Genomic DNA, 12,162 nt, shown 5'->3' on the forward strand with positions numbered 1-12,162 from the left:
ACATTCGCCGCACTGCTTTTACTCAGTCGGCCTCTGCTGTAAACGGGCAAGATTGGTCCTGGCAACTTCTGACCCGCTTTGCACTGCGGTCTTGTACCAGTGGATTGCCTGGTCCCGATTAGGGGGAACTCCTTTCCCCAGTTCATATAATTCGCCAAGCGTGATCTGTGCCTCTGTTACGCCGTGTCTCGCGGCACGCTGAAGCCAGTGATGAGCTGCATTCAGATCGGCTGCAATTCCACGACCAAGTAGGTACATCTTTCCGAGCGTGTATTCGGCGGGAGGATAGCTTTGCTCTGCCGATAGTTTTTCAAGGCGGAAGGCTTCCGTCTCGTCCTGTTGCGCACCGCGACCGGTGCTGTAATGGAGCGCGAGGTTGGCAAATGCCGGAGCGAAGTTCTTCCGTGCTGCCTGACTGTACCAGTGTACGGCGGCCTCGTCGCTCTTTGCGGTGCCTTTGCCATTTGCATACATGTAACCTACGTTGTTCTGGGCCATGGCGAATCCAGCCACTGCCGACCGCAGGTACCAGCGAAAAGCCAGGGCATCGTTTTGTTCGACACCGCATCCAGTGGCATACAGAACCCCGAGATTGTTCTGCGCTTGTGGGTTGCCACGGTGCGCGGATTTCTCATACCAGCGGAATGCCTCAGCGCAATCGCGCGAGACCTGCTCACCTTTTTCAAATTCCAATCCAAGCAAGTATTGCGCATCAGGATCGCCGGAATTCGCCTTCTTTTCCAGACCACATAAGGATTTTGCTGACTCACATGCGCTCTGAGCGCGAGCTATGGAAGGTGCAAAAAGCAAGAACGGAATTACTAAAGCAATAAGCCACATATAGATCACCGGGGACGACTCAGTAAAACAGTCGCGTGCTCTGAACTGTGTAGGAGATCTTGCTTGGGCAGTGACCTTAGCCCGATCGGGGGATGCTGTCAAACAGGGAATGACACTAGAGACAGTCGGATGGACAAATTCGGGAATTCCTCCTGCCCATCTGAGACTTCAGTGCGCAGCAACCCTGAAACCACCTTAGGAATCCTAGTGCAAGCGGTGCCATTGGCGGGTGGCACAAGCTTCAGTTAGGCGGGTGCGAGGATTCGACCAGCAAGACATGCTCACCTTCAGGGTGGAGACATACCGAGGACCTTGCGTCCGCGCTCCTCGGCACATCTCTGCCTACTACTTTTGCTCATATTTGTTCTGACCGGGCGACTGGAATCCTTCGCGCAGGGAACTCAGGGCACAAGCAGCGCGGATACGTCGCTTTCTCCGGATGCTCAGCCTTCGACGAGTGCCGATGAGGTCATTTCTGCCTTACAACAGGATCCTGAGTTACGATCCGAGCTTCGCCGGACCGTAGCGGAAGCGCTTCGTGCACGTGGCACGAATATCAGCGAAGACCAGATCACGGACTCATTGCTGTATGCGCAAATCCAGAACGACCCAACTGCCCGTGCTCGTGCTGCCGATTTCGTGCGAAATAGGGGCAAACTCTCTGACGAACAGCCAGAGGTTTCCAACGATGGGAAGACACCGAAGAAGGAGCTGAACAAAGCGGCAACTCCCCGACCGATGGAAACGCGGCGCCCACGTTACGAAGCTCCTCCCGAGCCCGTCCTCAAGCCGGATAAAAGCCTTCCATACACCGATATACCTTCGCTTTCTGATCTTTATAAACAGCTGCCACGAACGGACCAGCCTCTTGAGCGGTTCGGACAACGGTTCTTCCGGGACGAGGCGCCGCCTGTCTCGCCGGCCGACGTGCCGGTTGGTCCCGACTATGTCCTTGGACCGGGCGATACGGTGCAGATCATTCTTACCGGCAGCATCAATCAAACTCTTCAGCGCGTGGTTGACCGCACAGGTCGCGTCATGCTGCCCGAGGTTGAACCGGAGCTGATTTCGGGCAAGACAGTGGAGCAGGCGCGCGCTCAGATTGAACGCTCCCTTGATCGCGTTTACAACCGCATAAAGGTCAATCTGTCAGTAACACGTCTGCGAACAGTGCGGGTGTATGTAGTCGGCGATGTGAGCAATCCTGGCGCTTATGACCTCAGTTCGCTGGCGACCCCACTCAACGCAGTAGAAGCCGCTGGTGGCCCGACTCGAATCGGTTCGCTTAGGACGGTTCGCCACATTCGCGGCCATGATTTGGTAAGCGAAATTGACCTGTACGACCTGATGCTCAAGGGCGTTACTGGCGACTTTGCTTCGATGCGCTCGGGGGATTCCATTCAAGTGCCGCCTGCCGGAACGCAGGTGGCCGTGACTGGAGCAGTAAAGCGGCCGGCTATCTATGAATTAAAGGGCGAGCGTTCTCTCCAGGATGTACTCAATCTCGCTGGCGGAGTATTGCCGAGCGGTCGATTGAACGAGATCCAGGTTGAGCGGATTGAAGCACACGAACGACGCACGACCGTGAAGCTTCAGGCGGACGACAAAACCCAGAATCTCTCTGCGGCCCTTTCATCTTTCGAAATGAAAGACGGCGACAGGGTGACGGTATTCTCCATCGCTCCGTCGGCAGACGCGACGGTTTACCTGGAAGGACATGTACTGAACCCGGGCAGGCGGCCATTTAGTCAGGGAATGGACGTGCGTTCGCTGATTCAGTCATATCGAGAGTTGCTCCCGGAGCCCTCAGAAAAAGCCGAGATCGTTCGGTTGGCGCCTCCAGATCTCCGGCCCGTGGTGATTCAGTTCAATTTGCCGGATGCATTGACAGGAAAAAAAACAGTCCAGCTTTCGGAATTCGATACGGTCCGCATTTACGGGCGCTACGAACAGGACGCTCCGAAGGTTTCGATTTATGGCGAAGTGGTAAAGCCGGGGTCATACCCGCTTGGCCGGGGGATGACCGTTACGCAGTTGTTGACCATGGCAGGCGGCTTCAAACGCGGTGCGTTAACCGATTTCGCCGACTTGGCCAGCTACGCCGTTGGTGGGAACGGCACTGTGCAGATAGAGCAAAAGACCGTCGACCTGAGTCAGGCACTGCAAGACCATCAGGCAGACGTTCCCCTCAAGGCGGGAGATGTTCTGACCATTCGACAGATAACTGGCTGGACCGATATTGGTGCCTCCGTGGTTGTTTCCGGTGAAGTCGCCAGGCCGGGAACCTACGGCATTGTCGAGGGTGAGAAGCTAAGCTCGCTTCTAAAACGCGTTGGGGGACTTCGCCCAACCGCATATCCATCGGGTGCACTTTTTCAACGAGAGCAGGTCCGTGAGCTTGACAAGCAATCCCGGGAAACGCTGATCAAGCGCGTAGAGGCCGCGCAGCCGCCCGTCGGAGGCGCAAACGCCGGCGAAGCCAGTGCGCTGATGGCCGCGTTTGTGGCGCAAAGGCAACAGATCCTCAGTCGATTGAAAGCCGAACCACCAAGTGGGCGCATGGTGATTCGTATCTCAAGCGACATCAGCAAGTGGGAGAACACTCCCGCGGATATCGAGTTACGCGCAGGAGACACGCTCTTCATTCCCAAGCGCCCTGGTTTTGTTCTTGTTCATGGCCAGGTAAACAATCCCAACGCCATGACTTACGTGCCAAGCAAAAACGCGGGCTGGTATCTGCGCCGCGCCGGAGGAGCAACCGATTCTGGCAACAAAGGCAAAGCTTTCATCATTCGTGCAGACGGTTCTGTCGTCGGCGAGGGCAGCGGTACGGGATGGTTTCGCACGAACGTGCTATCAACCACGCTCTATCCCGGCGACACGGTGGTAATTCCTGAGAAGACGATTGGGAGTTCGATGGCCTGGCGAAGTCTTCTTACGGCAGCTCAACTTGCGGCCAATCTCGCTATCACTGCACGGGTAGTAACGAGTTTCTAGCGATGCGAGGAGTGATTTTGGTGCTCGTCCTTGGCGTCTTGTTCGGCATTCCGATGCAGGCTCAAAAATTCGAGGAATCTCGAAATCCTGCATACATGGCTTCGCCATGGGTGCCGCTCGACAGCTGGGTCTACCCAGCCTTGGAGAAGTTGACAGCCCTGGGATACGTGCAAACTTCGTTTTTGAGTCTGCGGCCATGGACGCGTATGGAATGTGCCCGGCAGATTGAGGAGGTCGATGAACTTCTGGAAACGTCACGGTCCCAAGATGATGACGTGAAACGAATTTTGGCGGATCTTCGCAACGAGTTCGCACCGGAGATTGCACGTTTGAACGGCGAGCGAAATGTGGAAGCCTCTGTCGAGAGTGCCTACACCCGTTTTACAGGGATCGCGGGTCCTGCGTTATCCGACGATTTCCATTTCGGCCGCACAGTTGTGAATGATTACGGACGACCGAACCGCAGGGGTGCGAACGAAATTGTTGGCCTGTCGGCCTTCGCGAATGCTGGACCGCTTGCGGTTTACGGACGTGCAGAGTACCAGCACGCGCCAGGTGCTCCAGCCTATTCGTCCACGGTCGTGGAGGCGATTAGCAAATCCGATTTCCGGCTATACGAGCCGCCGAGTGCAATCGATCCTTATAACCGAGTCCGACTAGTCGAGGGCTACGCAGCATTGGCCTTCTCGGATTATCAACTTTCGTTCGGCAGGCAGAGTCTATGGTGGGGACCAGAGAAGGGTGGACCACTCCTATTCAGCAACAATGCCGAACCCATCACAATGCTTCGCCTTAGCCGGGTTAAGCCTCAAAAACTACCGTTCTTCTTGTCATGGCTGGGGCCGGTCCGCGGTGAGTTTTTCATTGGGCAGTTAGGTGGACATCAGTTCCTTCACACCCAAACAGCAGATTATCCTCAAACGCCGGGAGTGACATTCTCGCCACAACCCTTCATCCACGGTCAGAAGCTGTCTTTTCATCCAACCCCGAACTTCGAGTTCAGCATCTCTCGGACAACCATTTTCGGCGGCCCTGGATTCCCATTCACCATCTCGCGGTTTCTGGACAGTCTGTTTTCGAGAGGCAATTCGTTTGGGTCGTCCGATCCCGGAGACCGGCGTTCAGGGGTTGATTTTACGTTTCGCATACCGAAGGCCAGTGGGCTCACTTTGTACCTGGACGCTTTCGCCGAGGACGAAATTTCGCCGATTGCTTATCCGGATCGTTCAGCAATTCTCGCGGGACTGTACCTTCCACGTGTGCCTGGTACAACCAAGTGGGATTTTCGTCTGGAAGGCGGGTACACGGACCTTCACGGTTTCCTCCATTTCCCGGGCTTCTTCTACGCCAATGTTCGCTACTTGGAGGGTTATACGAACCGAGGTTATCTCCTCGGAAGCTGGATCGGGCGACAAGGAATAGGAATGCAGGCCTGGACTAACTATTGGTTGTCGCCCAGGAACTCTGTTCAGTTTATGTGGAGACATAACCAGGTGGATCGCCAATTCCTGTCGGGAGGAAATCAGCAAGATTTTGCCGTCAGTGCCACATGGACCGTTCGGCAAAACATCGACATTTCACCCAAGTTGCAGATCGAGCGATGGAACTTTCCGTTGCTTTCAGCTGGACCTGAAAGGAACGTCTCGGGTTCCGTTCAATTCACTTATCGCCCGAAACGAGGAGCGAAGTGATGGATCGGTTCAGCAGTGATTACGAAGATGTGCCGATTCCAGCAGATATGGATTTTCGGTCGAATGATGGCCGCAAAAAACAGCGGGGTGACCGCATCTGGGAAAAGCTTTGGGTTCTTTGGCGTCACCGGCGTTTTCTTGGTCGACTTGCAGTCGTGCTGGTTGTCATCACGGCCGCTATCGCGTTCCTAATTCCTGCGCAATACGAATCCGCCGTCAGGATCATGCCGCCCGAGGACAATCACAGCACCCTTGCCTTAGGAACGGCGATGCTTTCCAAAGCTGGACTTCCATCCGGTCTGGGAGCGCTCGCCGGAGCGCTCGGCAGAAATGACAAGGGGGCGCTTTGGGAGAATCTGCTAGGCAGTCGAACCGTTCAAGACCATCTCATCGATAAGTTCGATCTGCAGCGAGTGTATTGGAGGAAGTATCGCCAGGACACGCGCAAGAAACTGGGTGCCCGCACGGATGTCGACGAAGATCGAAAGAGTGGCGTCATCACCATCAAGGTCGCGGACACATCGCGCGAACGCGCCCAGCAAATGGCTCAGGCCTACGTCCAGGAACTCGACAAGCTCTTATCTCAAGTAAGCACGTCCGCAGCGCGTAGAGAACGAGAGTTCATTGAAGGTCGTCTAGCCAAGGTAAAAGAAGACCTAAACACTACGTCGAAGCAATTCAGCCAGTTTGCCGCGGAGAACATGGTCCCTGAACCGCGGGAGCAGACTCGTGCAATGGTGAATTCCGCCGCTGAGTTGCAGGCGCAACTCATGCTTGCGCAGTCGGAGCTTGAGGCGCTTCGACAAACCTATAAGCCCGATAACATTCGTGTCCGCACCGTGCAGGCGCGGATCAATTCGCTTCGGGATGATCTTAGAAAGCTTGGTGGTTCTGCTGATGCGGATGAGAAAAGCACGGTCGCTGAACTGTATCCACCCCTAAGAAGGCTGCCGGGGCTAAGCGTCAATTGGGCTGACTATTACCGGCGAGTTCGCGTTCAGGAGACACTTTTTGAACTTCTGACACAGCAATACGAACTCGCAAGCATTGACGAAGCAAAAGCTATTCCCAGTGTGCGGGTGATCGATCCTGCGAGTTGGCCGGAGAAAAAATCCTGGCCTCCGCGGCTGCTGATCATCCTTGCAGGAACACTGCTGGGCATGGCGGCTGCATCGTATTACCTACTGGCGCGAGAGAAGTGGGCCAGTGTTGACGGCAGTGACAAATGCAAGCTGCTTGTCATTGATGTTGCCAACACCGTGGCGTCACGTGCACGTGCGTGGCGGCACTGGCGAAAAGCGGGTTAGCCAAAAACACGTTGTAAGTAAGCGGGGACCATGGGCTCTGGAGTTTACCCGGGACGAATCGGGCAACGAAATCGAAGTGAGTGGACTGCCGCGGGTGCGCTTGCCAGCAGCGAGCGCGGTCTGAAGCGGTTCATCGACATACTTGGAGGCGCAACCGGTCTGTTGCTCAGTGCGCCAATACTGGCGGTGGCCGCCGTGCTAATTAAATTGGAGTCATCGGGCCCGGTTATCTATCGTTCGCGTCGCATCGGATTGAACGGTATTCCGTTCACCTGCTACAAGCTGCGGTCCATGGTCCCCGACGCGGATGAGATCAAGGACAACTTGCTCCATCTGAACCAGCGAAAGGGCGCAACCTTTAAGATTGCTCGCGATCCCAGAATGACTCGCCTGGGAGCCCTGCTGAGGAAGTTTAGCCTCGACGAACTACCTCAGTTTTATAACGTTCTTGTTGGCGATATGAGCCTGGTTGGACCACGTCCTCATCCCGAAGACGATGTGAAGCGCTACGCGCCAGAGCATTTCGAGCGCCTCATCCTAAAGCCCGGTCTCACCGGACTTTGGCAAGTAACGGCGCGGAGAGATCCTTCGTTCGAGCGTAACCTCGAACTTGATCGGGAGTACATCGATAACTGGAGCCTGGGGCTGGATCTCAAGATTTTATTGATGACCATCCCGGCTGTGGTGCGTGGCGATGGCCAATAGCAAGCGGGCAGCGCGAGTTCAGGATCGCAAACGCTACCTGCGGCTTATCAAACATCGCAATTTCACGAACTCGGTGTTCGGAGTTGCCGATTACCTCGTGCTGCCCGCGTTGATGATCGTGGCAGCTCCGATCCTTGTCCATCGGCTCGGTCTGGAACAATTCGGACTCTGGATGTTGATCACTTCGATTATCAGCAGCGGGGGACTGATCGGCTCTGGGTTCGGCGATGCCGCCGTCCATTACATCAGCACATATCGCGGCCGCGGTGATAGTGCCGGCGTTGAACGCACTCTGCACAGTATGCTTTGGATCAATGCGGTACTCGGGGCCACTCTTGCAATCTTTCTTTGGATCGTAACGCCGATCGCAGTCGGTTCACTCTTCAAGATCTCCGGAAATTTGCATGTACCAGCCGAAACGGCATTGCACTTCGGAGCCATCGCGCTGTCATTGAAGTGCATTGAGAACGTTTTCAGCGGGTGCCTACGCGCGCTCGAGAAATACAGGCCGACTGCCAACATCAATATCGTGACCCGTACCGTTACAGTTGTATCCGCACTGGCGCTCTCATTGTCGGGATTCGGTGTGGTCGCGATCGTCGCAGCGGCAACATTCGCAAATGCGCTCGGCCTGACGCTTCATGCGTTGTGGGTTCGGCGAACTCTTGCACTGCGTACTATCTGCCCGCGATTGCATCGAGACTCGCTGGCTGAGGTCGCACGCTTTGGTTCCTTCTCATGGCTTCAGGCCCTGGCTGGAGTCGCATTCAACCATGCTGATCGCCTACTGATAGGTGCCTATCTCGGGGCGGGCGCAGTAGGAATCTACAGTATCTGTGCGCAGGCGGCGCAGGTGATCCATGGAGTGGTAGCGTCAGGATCGCACTTCATGTTTCCCCATTTGGCTGCTCACAACGGCTCGGGTGACGTAATCGGTGCGGAACGACGTTTTCGGATCGGGCTCGTATTCAACCTCCTCGCGGCCGTTGGCTTAGCCAGTATGTTTGTAATCTTCAGCCATCGCTTGCTGTCTCTGTGGATGGGACCTGAATTCGCGCTACAGGGAACCGTGGTCCTACGGGCCCTCGCCGTCGCCTACGGCATGCTGGCGATGAATGTCGTGAGTCACTACGCGTTGCTCGCAGTCGGCGAAGTCCGGTTCGTATCGTTGCTCAACGTAACCTCGGGAATCGCAGGTCTGGCCACCTCCGTCTTTCTGATTCCATCCCTGGGCATGATCGGCGCGGCCACTGGTCGCATGGTGCAGGGCTTGATCACTTGGGTGAATTTCTGGCGCGTTCATTCTTACTTTGTTGATCGGAAAGGGCCCATGCCGCAAGAGGAGATCCGGCAACTCGAAACCCGGATTGGCATGTCATGAGCGCGAGTACCCAAGCTTCCATTAACGACAAAGTGCCGGCAACGCTCACCGTCCTGTTCTTTCTTCTATTGAGTGGGCCGCCTCGCCTTCGCATTCGAGATGCCACTGCATCACTGGACGCCGTAATTGATCCGGTAGTAGTACTGCACGTGATCGTGTGGCTATCGGCAGGGTATTGGCTGTTTACACAACTCTGGCCGCATCGGCGGGTGCTTTGGCGCAAACTTTCCCTCCCGGAAAGGCTTGGCCTTCTCACCGCGGTAGCCTTGGGCCTTTCTACTGCGACATCAGTATCACCGGCGTTGACAATTTTCCGTGTGTATCAGTTGGCCGTAACTGTGCTGTTTGCCTCAGTGTTTGTGCGGAAGTATGGAGTTCGTAGTGCCCTCACTCACATCTTTTGGAGTTGTGTAGTGCTGTGCGCGGCTGATGCGATAGCAGCATTTGTCGCTCCTGACATGGTGTTTGGAGCGTCTGAGTTTGGCATTATGCGGTTCCGCGGAGACCTGATTGCGCAGACTGGCGTGGTGTCTGTGCTGGCAATCGTGTTGCTGTTCGTGCATCGATTTTCGTTCACTGCTGCCGCGTGCATCGTAGGATTGTGTTTCGCCGTGCTGCTCTTTTCGTTGATGAGGACAGGCTATGCCGCGCTGGTTGTTGCTTTCATCGTCTTCCTCTTGAAGGTACCGACATCGCAAACGCGAAACGCCTTCCTCTTCTCAGGTGCAATCGTGCTGCTTTTCTCCTGGGATTTCTTGGTATCGCGTCTGAACGAATATCGTGACATTGACACGCTGTGGACACTCAGCGACCGGGCAGGCCTGTGGGCTTATTTGGCAAACATGACCATTTCGCAGTCACCCTGGATTGGGCTCGGATACTACTCGGCGTCGCGCGTTTATGGCCCTGAGTACAACCCTGGACTAGGTACTGCACATTCCGGTTTCATGGAAGTGTTTGCCGGAGGTGGAGTTATTGCGCTCGCCGTCTATGTTGCGCTATGGATCGTAATGGCAGTGTTGGCGGCCCAAATATTCCTCAGGAGGCGCGACCGAATCTCGGTTACAGTATTGGCGCTATTCGCCGCGGTTGCTTTGTTCAATTCCATAGGAAGCGCGCTCGAGGCCGACCCAGTTGGCTTCACGTTTTGGATTCTCGTGGTCGTGATGCCGATGATTATGCGGATGCCACTGGATGCGAAATCGAGGTTAGCTCGCGCAGGAGCCATGTGACATGAACGCACCGATGATCACAATCGTTACTCCTTCTTTTCAGCAGGTGGACTTCATCGAAGAATGCCTGGAAAGTGTCCGTTCTCAAGGGTATCGCAACCTTGAGCACCTGGTGTTCGATGGAGGTTCTACCGATGGAACAGTCGAACTGCTGCAGCGACTTTCCGAAACACCCGGTTGGAAGCACCTTCGGTGGGTCAGCGAACCCGACCAAGGGCAGAGCGATGCCCTGAACAAAGGGTTTCGGCAAGCCAGGGGGGAGATCATTGGCTGGTTGAATTCCGACGATCGTTACCGCCAAGGCGCTTTTCACGCCGTGTCAGCGGCGTTCAAAGAGTCCCCTTCGGTGGACCTCTTCTACGGCGATTACACGTGGATCGATGAAGCCGGGAAGCTTTTGCGGTTGCGTCGCGAAATCGAGTTCAACCGGTTCGTCCTTCTTTATCATCGTATCCTCTGGATACCAACTACCTCCAGTTTCTTCCGCCGTAAAATCTTCGAAGACGGCAACTTGCTCGATATTTCGCTTCAATACGCGATGGATTATGAGTTTTTCGTAAGGCTCTCGGAAAAGGGATATCGCATTCGACATCTACCCAAAGTTCTCGCCGATTTCCGGTTTCAGCCGAACAGCAAGACGTGCAAGACAGCCACCAGGCAATTCGAGGAACGGGACCTTATTATTCCGCATTACTCTCGTGTGCTGCGTAATGCAGGTTCGCTGCAAATGCCTTTGCTTCAGGCGTTTAGAGCGGCGGCTGCGCTTCGCAGATGGTCGGAAAAGCTCGTGCGCGGATACTACTTCCAGGGAAACCGGTTGCCAGTGGAGGGCGGTTGATGCGCGTGCTTGTTTCGGCGGTATCGCGTTTCAGTACTCCGACAGGAATCTGCCGTCACGCTGCCAACCTCGTTGTATGCCTGAATTCTCAAGACGCGGTTGACAGCGTCGTGCTGGCAATTGGCAAATGGCAAACGGGATACTTCGCCGCATTGTTGGGAAAAAATCGTCAGCAAGTCAGGGTTGAAGTCGTCGATATACCCAATAATTCGCTGCACCGGAACTGGTGGTTCGCCATGGGCCTTCCTGAGATGGCGGCCCGATGCGCCGTGGACGTTGTTCACTTGAGCTTTCCTGTGCCAGTGACCCGAAATCGATTTCGGGTACCTGTTGTTTGCACCGTTCACGATTTGTATCCGTACGATATTCCGGAGAACTTCGGCTACCCGCGAGTAATCCTGAATCGTCTGTTTCTCCGGAAGTGCATTAGCGAAGTGGATCGGCTTGCCTGCGTATCACAGGCCACGCTCAGTCGACTTTCACACTACTTTCCTGATGCCGTCGCGAAGGCGGTTGTCATACCGAATGTGGCCGTTGCTCCTTCGGTTCCGCCAAAGCCACTGTCGTCGGTCGCGCGGCCGTACCTTCTGTGCGTGGCGCAACATCGGCAGAACAAAAATCTAGATATCGTCCTCAAAGCGTTCGCGCTTGCTCGTCAAGAGAAGGATCTCTCGGATTTCGTTCTCATCATCGTAGGAGCGCCCGGACCGAAAACCAAACAGTTGATCGCGCTTACCCGACCACTGGGGTTGCAGAATCATGTCAAGTTCATCGACAACGTAGATGATGGTGAGCTTCGGTGGCTGTACGAAAACACGGCAGCAGTGATAGCTGCATCATCAATCGAAGGCTTCGGACTCCCCGTCTTGGAAGCATTGGTGACTGGCTCTCCCGTGATCTGTTCCGACATCCCGGCCTTTCGCGAAGTTGGTGGGGGTCATTGTAAGTACTTTTCGCTCGGTCCCAGAGCGGACACGCGGCTGGCAGAGCAGATTGCAGAGGTACTGCGTGCACAGCCACGCGTGGCTAAGGCCATCTTGCCGGACCTCCGTAACACCGGCGCCGACTACCTTAACCTCTACTCAACGCTTATCTCTGCCACATCTCCCATTTCTGAGAGCCCGAATCAATTCGTTACAAAGTGAAACGTAGGATTCCGTTGCAGGCCACC

The 12,162-nt window shown here is 55.3% G+C and carries 9 protein-coding genes; 8 read left to right on the forward strand and 1 reads right to left on the reverse strand.

Translation table 11 applies throughout. From position 1 onward, the window contains the following. Window positions 1-18 precede the first annotated feature (18 nt). On the reverse strand, window positions 19-840 hold the full coding sequence (locus VN577_07495) for a tetratricopeptide repeat protein (GenBank protein HWR14657.1): 822 nt from the start codon (window positions 838-840) through the stop codon (window positions 19-21). Between the two features lie 351 nt (window positions 841-1,191). Here VN577_07495 and VN577_07500 point away from each other — a divergent pair, with 351 nt between their 5' ends. Genes VN577_07500 through VN577_07535 form a run of 8 tightly spaced genes read left to right on the forward strand, consistent with a single transcriptional unit; the run spans window position 1,192 to window position 12,136 of the window. Continuing rightward, window positions 1,192-3,837 (forward strand): SLBB domain-containing protein, encoded by a 2,646-nt coding sequence (locus tag VN577_07500; protein ID HWR14658.1) that lies wholly within the window; start codon window positions 1,192-1,194, stop codon window positions 3,835-3,837. Between the two features lie 2 nt (window positions 3,838-3,839). Next, window positions 3,840-5,528, forward strand: a complete 1,689-nt coding sequence (locus VN577_07505) for a capsule assembly Wzi family protein (GenBank protein HWR14659.1) — start codon at window positions 3,840-3,842, stop codon at window positions 5,526-5,528. Further along, window positions 5,528-6,835, forward strand: a complete 1,308-nt coding sequence (locus VN577_07510) for a GNVR domain-containing protein (GenBank protein ID HWR14660.1) — start codon at window positions 5,528-5,530, stop codon at window positions 6,833-6,835. Before VN577_07505 ends, VN577_07510 begins: the two co-directional genes overlap by 1 nt. Window positions 6,836-6,865: 30 nt before the next feature. Next, on the forward strand, window positions 6,866-7,540 hold the full coding sequence (locus VN577_07515; GenBank protein ID HWR14661.1) for a sugar transferase: 675 nt from the start codon (window positions 6,866-6,868) through the stop codon (window positions 7,538-7,540). After that, the gene (locus VN577_07520) at window positions 7,530-8,921 is read left to right on the forward strand and encodes an oligosaccharide flippase family protein (protein HWR14662.1); all 1,392 of its coding nucleotides are present in this window, start codon (window positions 7,530-7,532) and stop codon (window positions 8,919-8,921) included. The genes VN577_07515 and VN577_07520 overlap by 11 nt, the downstream gene beginning before the upstream one ends. After that, window positions 8,918-10,153: an O-antigen ligase family protein gene (locus VN577_07525; protein HWR14663.1), complete on the forward strand. Its 1,236-nt coding sequence runs from the start codon at window positions 8,918-8,920 to the stop codon at window positions 10,151-10,153. Before VN577_07520 ends, VN577_07525 begins: the two co-directional genes overlap by 4 nt. Before the next feature lies 1 nt (window position 10,154). After that, the gene (locus VN577_07530) at window positions 10,155-10,991 is read left to right on the forward strand and encodes a glycosyltransferase family 2 protein (protein HWR14664.1); all 837 of its coding nucleotides are present in this window, start codon (window positions 10,155-10,157) and stop codon (window positions 10,989-10,991) included. Further along, window positions 10,991-12,136 (forward strand): glycosyltransferase family 1 protein, encoded by a 1,146-nt coding sequence (locus VN577_07535; protein ID HWR14665.1) that lies wholly within the window; start codon window positions 10,991-10,993, stop codon window positions 12,134-12,136. Before VN577_07530 ends, VN577_07535 begins: the two co-directional genes overlap by 1 nt. Window positions 12,137-12,162 lie beyond the last annotated feature (26 nt).

It is taken from the genome of Terriglobales bacterium (assembly GCA_035561515.1).
Taxonomy (GTDB): Bacteria; Acidobacteriota; Terriglobia; order Terriglobales; family Acidobacteriaceae; genus DATMXP01.

What these genes read in the sequence shown, in the direction of transcription:
- VN577_07495 (HWR14657.1), bottom strand. Translation starts at nt 840, where the DNA reads ATGTGGCTTATTGCTTTAGTAATTCCGTTCTTGCTTTTTGCACCTTCC.
- VN577_07505 (HWR14659.1), top strand. Translation starts at nt 3,840, where the DNA reads ATGCGAGGAGTGATTTTGGTGCTCGTCCTTGGCGTCTTGTTCGGCATT.
- VN577_07510 (HWR14660.1), top strand. Translation starts at nt 5,528, where the DNA reads ATGGATCGGTTCAGCAGTGATTACGAAGATGTGCCGATTCCAGCAGAT.
- VN577_07515 (HWR14661.1), top strand. Translation starts at nt 6,866, where the DNA reads ATGGGCTCTGGAGTTTACCCGGGACGAATCGGGCAACGAAATCGAAGT.
- VN577_07520 (HWR14662.1), top strand. Translation starts at nt 7,530, where the DNA reads ATGGCCAATAGCAAGCGGGCAGCGCGAGTTCAGGATCGCAAACGCTAC.
- VN577_07525 (HWR14663.1), top strand. Translation starts at nt 8,918, where the DNA reads ATGAGCGCGAGTACCCAAGCTTCCATTAACGACAAAGTGCCGGCAACG.
- VN577_07530 (HWR14664.1), top strand. Translation starts at nt 10,155, where the DNA reads ATGAACGCACCGATGATCACAATCGTTACTCCTTCTTTTCAGCAGGTG.
- VN577_07535 (HWR14665.1), top strand. Translation starts at nt 10,991, where the DNA reads ATGCGCGTGCTTGTTTCGGCGGTATCGCGTTTCAGTACTCCGACAGGA.